Here is a 14,554-nt window from a genome sequence, read left to right on the forward strand (position 1 = left end):
ATTACATCGGCTCGTAACTGCAACCAACTTACAGATGCAGCATCGTGAGAGCGCGACCACCGGGGTCGCCTGTGCCCGCTGTCGCGGAAGTCCGTCCCTCCGGACCCGACAAAGCACTACTAGTCACTTCGATCCGGCGGCCACCAGCTTCGCGCTGATGGGTTCGAGCACGGTGACCAGCTCGTCGAGCTCGGCGGGCGACAGGGTTTCGTACGGCGGGGCGGCGAGCTCGTCGGTGAGGGCTTCGATGCGTTGCTGGAGCTCGCGTCCGGCTTCGGTGAACCGGCCGTCGATGACGAGTCCGCTCTCGCGCAAGCCGTCCATGACCTCGGCCAGCCGCTTCTTCGGCAGGTGGTGGATGCGCCCGAACGACTCCGGCGGGTGGATGCCCATCGCGATCGCGGAGAACACGTGCGCCTCGGTGCCGCCGATGCCCGCGCTGACGAGGGCGGCGATGTGCCCGTCACCGCGGTGTTCGCGCAGCATGTTCGCCGAGTGCCACAGCCGCGCGACCGGATCGCCCGGGACCGGAAGGCTGCGCAGTCCGGAGTACATGATCCGGCCCGCTGTGGGGGCGCTCGTCGCGGCTTTGGCGGTGAGGTCGGCGGCGCGCACCAGACCGGGGGAGTCGGCCACTTCCTCGCCGACGATCCGCCGCACAGAGGCCGCGCTACCCCGTTCGCGTGCGGCGAGGGACGCTTCCGGCGTGATCTTCTCCCACGCGCTCGGGATGTGCCGCGCGGCCTCTCCGTCGGCGAAGTTGTAGAACGCGGCGTGCACCACCTCCGCCGGCACTCGTCCGAGCGACGCGGCTCGGCTCGCGAAGTAGCCGTCCCAGTAGTTCGGGTGGCCGAGCGCCGCCAGCTCGTCGTTGCACTCGTCGGCGAAGAAGGTGACCAGGCAGATCGGTTCCAGGAGCTCGAACATCCGGCGGGCGATGTGGGTCATGGTCCACATCATGCCCGCCGGCGCTGGCCATGAACGGCGCTTTCGTGGACCCCAGGTCCACAAAAGCGCCGTTCATGGCCAGCGTTAGAGGCTCCAGACCTGGGGCGCCACGGTCACCGCGGCGGCCTGGTACGGCGGCAGCAGCCTGCCCTCGACCACGACCTCCAGCGGCCACTTCTCCTGCAGCACCACCCACAACCGCCCGGAGAGCCCGGCGAACGCGCCCAGCAGGTTCGCGTTCTCGTGCGCCTGCAACACGTACACCCACTTCGCGACGTCCGGCGCGCCGTCCAGCGGCTCCCGCCAGGCCCGGCGCAACCGGCGGCCGCCGTGGCGTGCCGCGTCGGCGGACAGCACGACGTCCGCCTTGCTCGGGTCCGGCGCCGACGCGGGCGCCTGCGCGCTGAAGCGGTAGGGGACCGGTGGCACGTCGTCGATGCTCGGGACCGCGGCGAGGTCGTCGCTGTTCGGATCGTCCAAAGTGGACGCGATGAGGTCGCGTTCCTCGGCCGTGATGCCGATGTTCTCGTACGCCATGGAGAGCAGCAGCGTCGCCTCGGCCTGCGCGGGCTCGCCACCGAAGTAGTCCTCGCGCACCGAACGCAGGGTGTCGTCGGCCAACCGGCCGGCGAGCCGCGCGCACACGTCGGTGACCGTCGCGTAGGTCTTCACGTCCATGGTGATCATTACTTCTTGTACGGGCCGAGATCGGTTTTGGTGACGTTACCCTGATCGTCCTGGACGATCCTGACGACACGGTCGCCCTTCGGACCCTCCCAGGTCCAGCTGCCGTCACCACCGGCGGCGGGGTTGCTGTAGCGCGGCGGGTTGCCCTGCGGAATGCCCTGCGGAGCCGGGGTGGGAGCGGGCGGGTTCAGGATCACGCCGGGGTTCGTCGCGTCGGGCGGGAACGACGTGCGGATCTCGCCGTTGGACAGCACCGTGGTCCGGACGAGCACACCGTCGACCGTGCCCTCGTAGTTGTAGGCCCACGCCGGGTCGCCGTTGGCGTCCTTGGTGGGCATGGGGCCCGCCACCGGCTGTCCCGACTGGGTGACCTGGTGCGCGGCGTCGAGGATCTTGGCCTCGTCCCAGGACTTCGGGAACTCCGTCTTGTTCGAGAACCCGGTACCCGCGAGGTGGCCGCCCTGTTTGCCGCCGTTGCCGTGGATGATGTGCTCTTCGGACTTGTCGCTGTGGTGGATGTCGTCGGCTTTGGGCGGCGTGGTCGGTTTGGCCGGCAACGGTTTCTTGGCCGATGGGGTGGGCTTGTTGCCCGGCTTGTTCGCCCAGGATGCGTTCGTCCACGGCCGGAGTCTAGTGCCGCGTCGCGGCTTAGTTCTGGCGCTTGCCCCGTGGATGAAGGGACCCTTCATCGACCTGAGGTGGATGAAGGGTCCCTTCATCCACAACCGGGAGCACAACTGAGCCGTGACAACCTACTGGGCACGGAAATGATCAGTCGTGGGTGTAATGGGAGAGTCGGGCCAGGTGGACGCGCGGGCTGCCGAACAACTGGCCGCTTCCGTGCGCCCGCTTGAAGTAGAGGTGCGCGTCGTGTTCCCAGGTGATCGCGATCCCGCCGTGCAGCTGCACCATCTCGCTGGCGACCTTGAACAACGCCTCGGAGCAGTAGACCTTCGCCACCGCCGCGGACACCTCGTCGGTCGCGGCTCTTGACGCCGACCTGGCCGTTTCCACCAGGACGTGCATGTCGGCCATGCGGTGCTTGAGTGCCTGGAACGAGCCGATGGGTTTGCCGAACTGGACCCGCGTTTTGGTGTACTCGACGGTGAGTTCGAGCGCCCGCGCGGCGGTGCCGACCTGTTCCGCGCTCAGGAAGGCCAGCGCGATATCGCGGACCTGCGGGGACCAGCGGCCGAGGCGGAGTGCCGGGGCGTTGTCGAGGGTGATCGTGGCCAGGCGACGGGTCGGGTCCATCGTCGGGGTGTGCTCGCGGCTGACTCCCGCTCGGCCGACCTCGTAGAGATCCTTGCCGTCGGTGACCAGCAGAACGTCCGCCAGGTCGCCGTCGAGGACGTACCTGGCGGTACCGGTGAGGTAGTCGCTGTAAGCGTTGACCTCGGGGTAGTCGAAGGCCTCGGTCACCGCGATCTCGGTGGCGTCCCAGGCGAGAGTGGCGATGGCGCCGTCCGCGATCCGTCGCAGCAACCGGCCGCTGTCGGGGACGGCAAGAAGTGCCTGGGCGGCAATGGCCGACGAGAGCAGCGGACCGGGTGTGAGGGTGCGGCCGAGTTCTTCCAGCGCGACAGCGGTTTCCTGTACGCCCGCGCCGGATCCGCCGTACTGCTCGGGGATCGGCAGCACACCGATGTCGCACAGCCTGGCCCACAACGCCTTGTCGTAACCGTGCGGGGTCTCGATGGCCGAGCGGATGTCCGAGTGCTTGGCGAGCAGACTGCGGACGGCGTCGCGGAGGGCCTCTTGTTCCGGTGTCACAACGCCTCCAGCACGCGCGCTCGGTGCATCGACGGGCTGCCCCACGCGGTGCGCAGGGCACGGGTCTGCAGCAGGAACCGGCTCAACTCGTGCTCGGCGGTGTAGCCGATCGCGCCGTGCACCTGCAGAGCGGTGCGGGCAGCCTGCCAGGCGGCGTCCGAGGCGGCGACCTTGGCGGCCGAGACGTCGCGGGTCGTCATGGTCACGGCGGCGCCGAACACCAGCGGGCGGGCCAGTTCGAGGCCGATCAGGACGTTCGCGAGATGGTGCTTCACGGCCTGGAACGAGCCGATGGGCTTGCCGAACTGGGTGCGCGCCAGGGCGTGGGCCGTGGTCATCTCCAGCATGGCGCGGCCCAAGCCGAGGAGCTGGGCGGAGCAGGTGAGGACGCCGAGGTCGAAGGCGTGCGCGGCCGGGACGCCGGTGGCGATCACCGGGCCGGCGGTGAGTTCGACGAGACGGCGGGTGGGGTCGATGGAGGTGAGTTCGGTGGTGGGGGAGGCTTCGCGGACGGTGTCGCCGTCGATCAGGAAGTAGCGGTCGGCCTCGACGGCGTGCGGCACGACAGGCGGGAACGCGACAGAACCAGGACCAACGCCCAAAGCCGGTAGCACTGCCAGCGACTCGATCAGGGGCCCGGCAACCGCGTGATGCCCCAGCTCCTCGAACACCACCACGAGGTCGACCGGGTCGGTCACCTCGTCCACCCCGAGCGCGGCCAGGTCCCGTTTCCCCGCCCCGAGAAACCCGTGCAGGACCCCGGCGAGGTCGGTCTGTTCGGCGGACAGCGTGAACATCATCGCGGCAGCCCCAGGATCCGTTCGGCGATCACGTTGCGCTGGATCTCGTTGGTCCCCGCGTAGATCGGGCCCGAGAGCGAGAACAGAAACCCGTCCTGCCAGCCGGGAGCGGCTTCCCCGAGCAGGTCGAGCGCCGTCTCGTGGATCGACACGTCCAGCTCGGACCAGAACACCTTGGTGACGCTCGCGGCCGGTCCGGACGGCGGGTTCGCCAGCGCTCCGAACGTGTGCAGCCGGTAGGCCTGCGCGCCGATCCACGCGTCCACGACCCGATCGCGCAACGCCGGATCCGGGTTCTTCCGGTACAGCTCGACCAACCGGCCGGCGGCGGCCACGAACCGGCCAGGACTGCGCAACGTCAGCCCGCGCTCGTTGCCGGCGGTGCTCATCGCGACCCGCCAACCGTCACCGACCTCGCCCACGACGTCCTGGTCGGGCACGAACACGTCGTCCAGGAAGATCTCGGCGAAACCGGGCTCACCGTCGAGCTGGTCGATCGGGCGGACGGTGACGCCGGACGCTCGCAGGTCGAACAGCAGGTAGGTCAGGCCGCGGTGACGTTCGCCCGGACCGGTGCGGAACAGCCCGAACGCGCGGTCCGCGAACGCCGCCCGCGAGCTCCACGTCTTCTGACCCCGCAACAGCCAGCCGCCGTCGGTCCGCACCGCCGTGCTGCGCAACGACGCCAGGTCGGACCCGGCTTCGGGCTCGGACCACGCCTGCGCCCACACCTCGTCGCCGCGTGCCATCGCGGGCAGGATCCGTGCGCGCTGTTCGTCGGTGCCGTGCGCGAACAACGTTGGTGCCAGCAGGAAGATGCCGTTCTGCGAGACCCGGCCCGGCGCGCCCGCCGCGTGGTACTCCTCCTCGAACACCAGCCACTGCAGCAACGACGCCTCCCTGCCACCGAACTCCCGAGGCCACGAGACCACCGACAGCTGGACGGAAGCCAGCAGGCGTTCCCACCCGCGGTGTTCCTCGAAGCCCGGCGCGGTGTCCATTGAGGACAGCGGCCGCACGTGTGTGGCCAGCCACGACCGCACCTCGGCCTGGAACTCCAGCGTCTCCGCGTCCAGGGAGAGATCCATCAGCTGGAGGCCTTCTTCATCGAACGGGCGTCCATGCCGCCCAACGCGTCCGTGCTGACCTCGGCGTTGTGCGCGTGCGCGAAGTGGTGCAGCCCGAACACCGAGTCCATCCCGGCGCGCAGGCCCATCAGGTCCTCGGACTGGTTGACCGCCTTCTTGGCCAGCGCGAGCCCGAACCGCGGCATCGCCGAGATCCGCCCAGCCAGCTGGAAAGTCGACTCCTCCAACTCCGCACGCGGAACGACCCGCGACACCATGCCCCACTCGTAGGCGCGCTGGGCGGAGAACCGGTCGCCGGTGAACAGCACCTCCTTCGCGGCGCGCGGGCCGAGCACCCACGGGTGCGCGAAGTACTCGACGCCCGGAATCCCCATGCGCACCACGGGATCGGCGAAGAACGCGTCCTCGGCGGCCACGATCAGGTCGCACACCCAGGCCAGCATCAGGCCACCCGCGACGCACGCGCCCTGCACCATCGCGATCGTCGGCTTCGGGATCTCCCGCCACCGCCGGCACATCCCGAGGTAGACCTCCATCTCGCGGGCGAACCGGAGGTCGCCGCCCTCGCGATCGACGTGGTCCCACCACATCACGGCCTTGCGTTCGAAGGAGACGTCGACGTCCCGGCCGGGTGAGCCGATGTCGTGGCCGGCGGAGAAGTGGTCCCCGGCACCGGCCAGCACGATCACCTTGACCTCGTCGTCGTCGACCGCGCGCGTGAAGGCCTCGTCCAACGCGTAGGTCATCGCCGAGTTCTGCGCGTTGCGGTACTCGGGGCGGTTCATGGTCACGACGGCGACCGCGTCCCGCCGCTCATACGAGACTGTCACGCGTTCTCCTTGCGCAGTTGGTGTTTGAGGACCTTGCCGCCGGCGTTGCGGGGGAGCACGGGGTGGAACTCGACCGAGCGCGGCACCTTGTAGTTCGCGAGCCGTCCCCGGCAGAACTCGATGATCTGGTCCTCGGTCAGCTCGAAACCGGGCAGCGTCACGACGTGCGCGACGCCGACCTCGCCGAGCCGTGCGTCGGCGACCCCGACGACGGCGGACTCCGCGATGCCCGGCAGCCGGGCGAGCGCCTGTTCGATCTCGGCGGGGTAGACGTTGAAGCCGCCGCAGATGTACATGTCCTTGAGCCGGTCGGTGATCGAGAGGTAACCGCGTTCGTCCACCCGCCCGACGTCGCCGGTGTGCAGCCAGCCGTCGGCGTCGATCGCCGCGGCGGTCGCCTCCGGATCGTCGAGGTACCCGAGCATCACGTTGGGCCCGCGCAACAACACCTCGTCCTGCTCGCCCAGCCGGAGCTCGAACTCCGCCATCGGACGCCCGCACGTGTGCGCGACGGTCTCCGGCGAGTCGCCGGGGCGGCACATGGTCGCGACGACGGCCTCGGTCAGCCCGTACGCGGTGAGCACGGTCAGCGACAGCTCGGACTGCATCCGTTCGATCATCGCCACCGGCACCACCGCCGCGCCGGTCACCGCGAGCCGCAGGCTGGACAGGTCGAACGAGCCGCGGTCGGGATGGTCGAGCAACGTCTGGAAGATCGTCGGTGGGCCGGGCAGCACGGTGATCCGTTCCCGTTCGATCAGCCGCATGGTCTCCACGACGTCGAACACCGGTTGCGGCACGATCGTCGCGCCGGTCAGCAGGCAGGCCAGGATCCCCGCCTTGTAACCGAAGGTGTGGAAGAAGGGGTTGACGATCAGATACCGGTCAGCCGAGGTCAGTTCACCGCACGCGGCCCACGCCTGCGCCACCCCGAGCGACTGCCGGTGCGCGCTCATCGCTCCCTTGCTGCGCCCGGTCGTGCCCGACGTGAACATCACGTCGCAGAGCTGGTCCGGCACGAGCTCCGGCAGTTCCACGGCGGCCGCGACCCAGTCGACGGGCAGTCGCACGACCTCGGGCAGCTCCGGCGACAACGCCTCCAGTTCCGCGAGCCGGTCACGCCCGAGGAACTCGCCTTCCACGATCAAGACGCGGGCCGCACTGCGCTGCAAGATGTCCAGCGTCTCCGCGGCGGTGAACCGGGTGTTGATCGGCACCAAAGCAGCGCCCGCGTGCAACGCCCCGAGCGCGGCGATCACCCAGTGACAGGAGTTGGGTGCGCACAAAGCGACCCGATCGCCCGGCCGCACGCCCATCCCCACGAGCGCCCGCGCGGCTGTGCGCACAGCCGCGCGCAACTCGGTGTAGGTGAGGCGAACCTCCCCGTCCACCAACGCTTCCGCGTCGATGTACGAAGCAGCAGCCCGGTCGAGCACGGCTGAAACCGTTTGCCTGCTTGGATCGTTGGCCACAGCGACCTCCAGAAGGCCTCCAAAGCAAGTGCTTGGTAGGTTAGAGTATGGCGCATGGAGTCCTTCCGGCGCGAGGTGCGGGAATGGTTGTCCGCCAACCTCGTCGGTGAGTTCGCTGAGCTGCGCGGCCTGGGTGGACCGGGCCGCGAGCACGAGGCGCTCGAGGAGCGGCTGCGGTGGCACCGGCACCTGGCGGCTCACGGCTGGACGTGCCTCGGCTGGCCCGGCGAGCGCAGCGTCGCCGAGCAGGTGATCTTCCACGAGGAGTACGCGGAGGCCGACGCGCCCGCGAAGGTCGACATCGTCGGCGAGGGCCTGCTCGGCCCGACGCTCATCGCGTTCGGCACACCAGAGCAGAAGGAACGGTTCCTGCCCAGGATCCGCAGCCTCGACGAGCTGTGGTGCCAGGGCTACTCCGAACCGAACGCGGGCTCCGACCTCGCGAACGTCCAGACGAAGGCACACCTCGACGGCGACCGGTGGGTGATCAACGGCCAGAAGATCTGGACGTCGAACGCGCACTACTCGGACTGGATCTTCGTCCTGTGCCGGACCGAACCGGGGTCGGAAAGGCACCAGGGACTCTCGTACCTGCTCGTGCCGATGGACCAGCCCGGCGTCGAGGTGCGGCCGATCCGCCAGCTCACCGGCACGTCCGAGTTCAACGAGGTCTTCTTCGACGGCGCGGTCACGGCCGCGGAGAACGTCGTCGGGCAGCCCGGCGAAGGCTGGAAGATCGCGATGGCCACGCTCGGGTTCGAGCGCGGCACCGCGATGCTCGGCCACCAGGTGAGCTTCCGCCGCCAGCTCGACGCGATCATGGCGAAGGCGCCGGACGACGAACGGCTCACCAGGGCGTGGATGGAGCTGCACGTCATGCGCTCGCACACGGTGAGAACCTTGAACGACGAGCCGGGACCGGAGGCGTCCGTGCTGAAGCTGTTCTGGGGAGGCTGGCACCGCCGGCTCGGCGAGCTCGCGATGGACGCGCTCGGCCCCGAGTCGATGATCGACGGCGCGGAGTGGCAGCGGATGTTCCTGTTCAGCCGCGCGGAGACGATCTACGGCGGCTCGGACGAGATCCAGCGCGAGATCATCGCCCACCGCATCCTGGGGCTGCCGCGATGAACGGCCACGACCTGCTCAAAGGCAAGATCGTCGTCGTGACGGCGGCCGCGGGCACCGGCATCGGCTCGGCCACCGCGAAACGCTGCCTCGAAGAGGGCGCGACGGTGATCATCAGCGACTGGCACGAGCGCCGCCTGAAGGAAACCCACGAGGCGCTCGGCACCGACCACGCGATCCCGTGCGACGTCACCAACGAGCAGCAGGTGCAGGCGCTCATCGACGAGACGGTCGAGCGGCACGGCCGGATCGACGTGATGGTCAACAACGCCGGCCTCGGCGGGGAGAAGTCGGTGCTGGACATGACCGACGACGAGTGGTCACGGGTCCTCGACGTGACGCTGAACGGCACCTTCCGCTGCACCAGGGCCGCACTACGCCAAATGGTCGTCCAACGAAGCGGTGTCGTCGTTAACAACTCCAGTGTGATCGGCTGGCGTGCCCAGAAGGGTCAAGCCCATTACGCGGCAGCGAAAGCCGGAGTCATGGCGCTCACCAGATGCGCCGCGATGGACGTCGCCGAGCACGGCATCCGGGTGAACGCGGTCGCTCCGAGCTTGGCGGCGCACCCGTTCCTCGCCAAGGTCACCAGTGAGGAGTTGCTGACCGAGCTGGCGTCCCGAGAGGCTTTCGGGCGCGCCGCCGAGCCCTGGGAGGTCGCGAATGTGATCGTGTTCCTCGCCAGCGACTACTCGTCGTACCTGACGGGTGAGGTCGTCTCGGTGAGCAGTCAGCACCCTTGAGGAAAGCGGGACCGATGAGCGGGAGAAGGGCCGAGCTGCTGGAGCTCGCCGCGCGGATGTTCGCCGAACGTGGCTACGGACAGACCACGGTCAGGGACATCGCGGACGCGGCGGGCATCCTGTCCGGCAGCCTCTACCACCACTTCGACTCGAAGGAGTCGATGGTGGACGAGATCCTGCGGACGTTCCTGGACGAGCTGTTCACCCGCTACCAGGAGATCGTCGACGCGGGCCTGGAGCCCAAGCAGACGTTGAAAGCGCTGGTCGTGGCGTCGTTCGAGGCGATCGACACCCGGCACGCCGCGGTCGCGATCTACCAGAACGAGTCCAAGCACCTCATGCCGCTGGAGCGGTTCTCCTACCTGGAGGACCGCAGTGTGGAGTTCCGCAAGCTGTGGACGGTGCTGCTGGAGGACGGCATGGGCGCGGGTGTGTTCCGCGCCGATCTCGACGTGGATCTCGCTTATCGGTTCATCCGCGACACGGTGTGGGTGGCCGTGCGGTGGTACCGGCCGGACGGCGGGCTGTCAGCGGAGGCGGTCGCCGATCAGTACCTCGCGATCTTGCTCGATGGCATTGCCACGGGACGGCAGCCGAAAAGGAAACCAGCACGGCCGAAGAAGTAGAGGAGGGCCCCTCGTGGCCGAGGCGTACATCATCGAGGCTGTGCGGACTCCGGTGGGCAGGCGCGGTGGCGAGCTCAGCCGCGTGCATCCCGCCGATCTCGGCGCGCACGTGATCACGGCGTTGCTCAACCGCGTGGACGTCGATCCGACGGACGTGGACGACGTGATCTTCGGGTGCGTGGACACGGTCGGACCGCAGGCGGGTGACATCGCGCGCACGTCCTGGCTGGCCGCGGGTTTCCCGGAGCAGGTGCCGGGCGTGACGGTCGACCGGCAGTGCGGGTCGAGCCAGCAGGCGCTGCACTTCGCGGCACAGGCGGTCATGAGCGGCACGGCCGACGTCGTGGTCGCGGGCGGCGTGCAGAACATGTCGCAGGTGCCGATCGGGTCGGCGATGACGGCCATGCCAGGAACAGGGAGCCCGTTCGAGGGGTGCGAGGGCTGGCAGCACCGCTACGGCGACGAGGAGGTCAACCAGTTCCGGGCGGCCGACCTGATCGCCGTGCGGTGGGACCTCTCACGGCGGGAGATGGAGGAGTTCGCGCTGCAGAGCCATCTGCGGGCGATCACCGCGATCAAGGAGGGCCGGTTCGATCGTGAGATCGCGCCGGTCAACGGGGTCGCGGCCGACGAGTGCCCGCGTCCGGACACCTCGGCGGAGAAGATGGCGGCGCTGCAACCGTTGCGGCCGGGTGGGCGGACGACCGCCGCGTTGTCGTCGCAGATCTCCGACGGCGCGTCGGCGGTGCTGGTCGTGTCGGAACGGGCGGTGCGCGAGCACAAGCTGACGCCGCGGGCTCGGGTGCACCACATGTCCGCGCGCGGTTCGGACCCGATCTACATGCTGACCGCGCCGATCCGGGCCACCCGGTACGCGTTGGACCGCGCTGGAATGTCCATTTCGGACATCGACCTGTTCGAGATCAACGAGGCGTTCGCGTCCGTGGCGCTGGCCTGGGCCAAGGAGCTCAAGATCGACCTGGGCAGGGTGAACGTCAACGGGGGAGCGCTGGCGCTGGGACATCCGATCGGGGCGACCGGGACGAAGCTGTTCACGACGTTGCTGCACGAGCTGGAACGGTCCGGTGGCCGGTACGGGCTGCAGACGATGTGCGAGGGCGGCGGTCAGGCGAACGTGACGATCATCGAACGTCTTTGAGCCGGTCGATGGCCTTTTCGGCGTCCTCGATGATGGTGTTGATCAACTCCGCGCACGTGGGCAGGTCGCCGAGCAGGCCGGCGACCTGACCGGACGCGAGCACGCCCGCGTCGGTCCTGCCCTCGACCAGGCCGGCGCGCAGCAGCATCGGCGTGTTCGCGGCCATGATCACCTGGGACCAGGTGAGGTCCTTGCCGTGCCGCATGGCCAGGCCCTCCTTGATCATCGCGCGCCAGGACAGTCCGGTGTGCTGCCGGAACCTGGCCGCGTTGGTGACCGCCCTCGTCAGGCTGCTGAGGCTGCCCGACTTCTCCAGGTGATCGACGAGGTCGGTGCGCAACACCCGGTGCGGCAGGCCGTCGACGCGGGTGGTGACGACCGTGCCGTTGAGATCCCGTTGCAGGTAAGCCTGTTTGACCGCGTCCGGGACCGTGCTCTCCTGGGTGAGCAGGAACCTCGTCCCCATCGCGATTCCGGCCGCGCCGTACGCGAGCGCGGCGGCGAGACCTCGGCCGTCGAAGAAGCCACCCGCGGCGATCACCGGGATGTCCACGGCGTCGAGCACGCTCGGCAGCAGCAGGGTCGTCGCCACGCCGCCGGTGTGACCGCCGCCCTCGCCGCCCTGCACGATCACCGCGTGGGCGCCCCACTTCGCGACCTTCTCCGCGTGCCGCGCCGCGCCGATCGACGGGATGACGACGACCCCGGCGTCGTTCAGCTTGGCGATCATGTCGGGTTTCGGGGCCAGCGCGAAGGAAGCGACCTTCACCTGTTCGCGGATCAGCAGGTCGACGCGCTCCGGTGCGTCCTGGGCGTCCGCGCGCAGGTTCACGCCGAACGGTTGTGACGTGCGGGAACGGGTCTCCTTGATGGCGGCTTCGAGTTCGGCGTAGGTCATGGTGGCCGACGCGAGGATGCCGAGCCCGCCCGCCTCGGCGGTCGCCGACACCAGGCGTGGCCCGGCGACCCAGCCCATGCCGGTCTGCACCACCGGATGCCGGACGCCGACCAGGTCGGTCAGCGCGGTCCTCACGACGGGACTTCCTTGTCCCGCTTGCTGTCCGGGTCGAGTTTCGTGCGGAGCAGCTCGAGTTCCTCGTCGGTCGGCAGCCGGGTTTCGGTGACGTCGTCGGCGACCAGCGGGAACGACGTCTGCTTCTGCACCTCGTCGACCGAGACACCCGGATGCACCGAGAGGATCCGCATCGAGTGGTCCGGCGTGTCGAAGCCGAGCACGGCGAGGTTCGTGACGACGCGGTGGATGTCGTGGAACGGCCCGACGGCGTGGTCGTAGCCGACGCCGGAGATCACGTCGACGGCCTCGACCAGCACGCGCGGGCTGTGCCGCGGCACCCAGTAGCTGGTGCGGTGGTTGATGGTGTTGCCGGGCGCGCCGCGGAACCCGAGCAGCTGCCGGGTGGGCCGGGCGTGGTCGCCGATCGCGGAGATGTTCTGGTTGCCGAACCTGTCGACCTGGTTCGCGCCCATCACGACGTGCCGCCGGCCGTGCGCGACGACGTCGAACACCTTGCGGTACGGCAGCCAGCCCTCCACAGTGGACTCCGGCGTGAGCAGGAAGGCCTCGCCGTCGCTCAGCAGCAGGTCGGGTTCGGTGGTGAGGCGGGCGAGTTTCGCGCCGAGGGACGGGATGAGCCCCATCGGGCTGGCGAGCGTCTCACCGGCTCCGAGGAACAGGTCGGCGCAGGCGGTGACGCAGACCTCGGCTCTCGTGATGTCGCTCATCCCAGGAACCTCTCGTAGAAGTCCGGCCATTTCTCCAGGTCACCGGCCGCCTCGGCGTACTCGCGCTGGAGCTTCTCGTCGCGCGGGTAGTCCGGGACACAGCTCGTGAACCCCGCGCCACCCGGTGCTTCCACGACGCCGTCGACCATCATCCGGTTGAGCAGCAAGGTCTGCGGAGGTCCGTCGAACGACTCGACGATCTTTTCGCACGAGACGTAACGCCGGTCCGCGGCCAGGCAGAACAGGTCGTCGAAGTACGGGTCGGGCCCGAGGTACTGGGCGTTGCCGTGCTTGTCCGCGCGGTTGAGGTGCACCAACGCCACATCGAGTTTCAGCGCGGGCATGGCGACCAGCTCCTCGCCGTCGTCATAGGGCGAACGCACGGTCCTGAGCTGCGGCGCGTACTTGAGGACGTCCGAGCCGAGACCTGCCCTGATCGGCAGGAACGGCAACCGGTGGCCGGCGGCCCGGAGCCCGGTCTGGAACATGCCCTCGTCGAGTTCGAGGACCTCGATCGCACCGGTCTCCCTGGCCCGCTTGAACCACGGGTCGTACGGGATGGTGTCGAGCGAGACGAACCCGTAGACCAGCTTGCGCACCTTGCCCGCCGCACACAGCAGGCCGGCGTCCGGCCCGCCGTAGGTGACGATCGTCAGGTCTCTCAGCTCTGACCGGAGGATCGCCTTGACCAGCGCCATCGGTTTGCGCCGGGAGCCCCAGCCGCCGATGCCGACGGTCATGCCGTCCTTGATCCCGCCGACGACCTCGTCAGCTGTCGTTCGCTTGTCGCGCATGGTTTCCGTCCAGGAAGGCCTGCCGGGCGTGGTCCGACACACCGGTGAGGTTCAGCTCGAAGGTGAAGCCCTGCTCGAAGCGGTAACTGGTGTGCACTCGTTGCGGGTCGATGCCGTTGATGGCTTCTTTGGCCGCGCGGATCACCGTGGTGTCCTTCTTCGCGATCTCCATGGCGATCTCGCGGGCGGCGTCGTCGAGCAGCGCGCGCGGCACCACCTCGACCACGCTGCCGTGGTGGTGCAGGGTTTGCGCGCTGACGTGCCGGGCCGTGTAGTAGAGCGTCCGCATCAGGTGCTGCGGCACGAGCCGGGCCAGATGCGTCGCCGCGCCCAGCGCTCCTCGATCGACCTCGGGCAGGCCGAACGTCGCGTCGTCGGACGCGACGATGATGTCCGCGTTGCCGACCAGCCCGACGCCGCCGCCGAGGCAGAAGCCGTTCACCGCGGCGATCACCGGCACCTCGCAGTCGTACACGGCCGCGAAAGCCTTGGCGCACCCGCGGTTCGCGGCGATGAGCGCCTCGTGACCCGGCGTGCGCTGCATCTCCTTGATGTCGACGCCCGCGCAGAACCCGCGGTTCTCGGCCCGCAGGATCACGACCCGCGCGTCCCGGTCCTCGCCCGCGCGGGTGATCGTCTCGGCCAGCTCGAACCAGCCGCGCGAGGGGACGGCGTTGACCGGGGGATAGTCGATGGTGACTTCGATGATGCCGTTTTCGGTGTGGCTGCTGGAGATTCCCATCGCGCCGCCTTCCGAACCAAGCGA

The 14,554-nt window shown here is 69.0% G+C and carries 16 protein-coding genes; 4 read left to right on the forward strand and 12 right to left on the reverse strand.

The annotated features are described in order from the left end of the window. Positions 1 to 123 precede the first annotated feature (123 nt). From B0F77_RS37600 to B0F77_RS37635, 8 genes are all read right to left on the reverse strand, one after another. Positions 124 to 948: an SCO6745 family protein gene (locus tag B0F77_RS37600; protein ID WP_086667868.1), complete on the reverse strand. Its 825-nt coding sequence runs from the start codon at positions 946 to 948 to the stop codon at positions 124 to 126. A gap of 84 nt (positions 949 to 1,032) precedes the next feature. Further along, a complete protein-coding gene (locus tag B0F77_RS37605; RefSeq protein ID WP_245849158.1) occupies positions 1,033 to 1,635 on the reverse strand; it encodes a hypothetical protein in 603 nt (200 codons plus the stop codon). After that, a complete protein-coding gene (locus B0F77_RS37610) occupies positions 1,635 to 2,192 on the reverse strand; it encodes an EndoU domain-containing protein (protein ID WP_158102929.1) in 558 nt (185 codons plus the stop codon). Before B0F77_RS37610 ends, B0F77_RS37605 begins: the two co-directional genes overlap by 1 nt. Positions 2,193 to 2,406: 214 nt before the next feature. Then, the gene (locus tag B0F77_RS37615) at positions 2,407 to 3,408 is read right to left on the reverse strand and encodes an acyl-CoA dehydrogenase family protein (RefSeq protein WP_086667819.1); all 1,002 of its coding nucleotides are present in this window, start codon (positions 3,406 to 3,408) and stop codon (positions 2,407 to 2,409) included. After that, complete coding sequence (locus B0F77_RS37620) at positions 3,405 to 4,208, reverse strand: acyl-CoA dehydrogenase family protein (protein WP_086667820.1); 804 nt, start codon at positions 4,206 to 4,208, stop codon at positions 3,405 to 3,407. Before B0F77_RS37620 ends, B0F77_RS37615 begins: the two co-directional genes overlap by 4 nt. Continuing rightward, positions 4,205 to 5,296, reverse strand: coding sequence for an acyl-CoA dehydrogenase family protein (locus B0F77_RS37625; RefSeq protein ID WP_086667821.1), 1,092 nt, complete (start codon positions 5,294 to 5,296; stop codon positions 4,205 to 4,207). The genes B0F77_RS37620 and B0F77_RS37625 overlap by 4 nt, the downstream gene beginning before the upstream one ends. Further along, the gene (locus B0F77_RS37630) at positions 5,296 to 6,126 is read right to left on the reverse strand and encodes an enoyl-CoA hydratase (protein WP_086667822.1); all 831 of its coding nucleotides are present in this window, start codon (positions 6,124 to 6,126) and stop codon (positions 5,296 to 5,298) included. Before B0F77_RS37630 ends, B0F77_RS37625 begins: the two co-directional genes overlap by 1 nt. Then, entirely contained in the window at positions 6,123 to 7,598 is a 1,476-nt protein-coding gene (locus tag B0F77_RS37635; protein WP_086667823.1) for a FadD3 family acyl-CoA ligase, read from the reverse strand. The genes B0F77_RS37630 and B0F77_RS37635 overlap by 4 nt, the downstream gene beginning before the upstream one ends. Before the next feature lie 54 nt (positions 7,599 to 7,652). On the opposite strand from B0F77_RS37635, the gene B0F77_RS37640 reads away from it, so the two are divergent. The 4 genes from B0F77_RS37640 to B0F77_RS37655 are packed head-to-tail and all read left to right on the forward strand — an operon-like array spanning position 7,653 to position 11,251. Continuing rightward, positions 7,653 to 8,726: an acyl-CoA dehydrogenase family protein gene (locus B0F77_RS37640; protein WP_086667824.1), complete on the forward strand. Its 1,074-nt coding sequence runs from the start codon at positions 7,653 to 7,655 to the stop codon at positions 8,724 to 8,726. After that, positions 8,723 to 9,466, forward strand: coding sequence for an SDR family oxidoreductase (locus B0F77_RS37645; protein WP_086667825.1), 744 nt, complete (start codon positions 8,723 to 8,725; stop codon positions 9,464 to 9,466). The genes B0F77_RS37640 and B0F77_RS37645 overlap by 4 nt, the downstream gene beginning before the upstream one ends. Before the next feature lie 14 nt (positions 9,467 to 9,480). Continuing rightward, positions 9,481 to 10,092 carry a TetR/AcrR family transcriptional regulator gene (locus tag B0F77_RS37650; RefSeq protein ID WP_086667826.1) on the forward strand — a complete coding sequence of 204 codons (612 nt, stop codon included), beginning with the start codon at positions 9,481 to 9,483 and terminating at the stop codon, positions 10,090 to 10,092. A gap of 13 nt (positions 10,093 to 10,105) precedes the next feature. Beyond that, the gene (locus tag B0F77_RS37655; RefSeq protein WP_086667827.1) at positions 10,106 to 11,251 is read left to right on the forward strand and encodes an acetyl-CoA C-acetyltransferase; all 1,146 of its coding nucleotides are present in this window, start codon (positions 10,106 to 10,108) and stop codon (positions 11,249 to 11,251) included. Here B0F77_RS37655 and B0F77_RS37660 read toward each other — a convergent pair. The 4 genes from B0F77_RS37660 to B0F77_RS37675 are packed head-to-tail and all read right to left on the reverse strand — an operon-like array spanning position 11,235 to position 14,530. Beyond that, positions 11,235 to 12,284, reverse strand: a complete 1,050-nt coding sequence (locus B0F77_RS37660) for an NAD(P)H-dependent flavin oxidoreductase (RefSeq protein WP_086667828.1) — start codon at positions 12,282 to 12,284, stop codon at positions 11,235 to 11,237. The two genes, B0F77_RS37655 and B0F77_RS37660, sit on opposite strands and share 17 nt — an antisense overlap. Then, positions 12,281 to 12,994, reverse strand: a complete 714-nt coding sequence (locus tag B0F77_RS37665) for a CoA-transferase subunit beta (protein WP_086667829.1) — start codon at positions 12,992 to 12,994, stop codon at positions 12,281 to 12,283. Before B0F77_RS37665 ends, B0F77_RS37660 begins: the two co-directional genes overlap by 4 nt. After that, on the reverse strand, positions 12,991 to 13,788 hold the full coding sequence (locus B0F77_RS37670; protein WP_086667830.1) for a CoA transferase subunit A: 798 nt from the start codon (positions 13,786 to 13,788) through the stop codon (positions 12,991 to 12,993). Before B0F77_RS37670 ends, B0F77_RS37665 begins: the two co-directional genes overlap by 4 nt. Further along, on the reverse strand, positions 13,763 to 14,530 hold the full coding sequence (locus B0F77_RS37675; RefSeq protein ID WP_086667831.1) for an enoyl-CoA hydratase family protein: 768 nt from the start codon (positions 14,528 to 14,530) through the stop codon (positions 13,763 to 13,765). Before B0F77_RS37675 ends, B0F77_RS37670 begins: the two co-directional genes overlap by 26 nt. Positions 14,531 to 14,554 lie beyond the last annotated feature (24 nt).

The sequence above is a fragment of the Lentzea kentuckyensis genome, from assembly GCF_002150765.1.
In the GTDB taxonomy this organism is placed as follows: domain Bacteria; phylum Actinomycetota; class Actinomycetes; order Mycobacteriales; family Pseudonocardiaceae; genus Lentzea; species Lentzea kentuckyensis.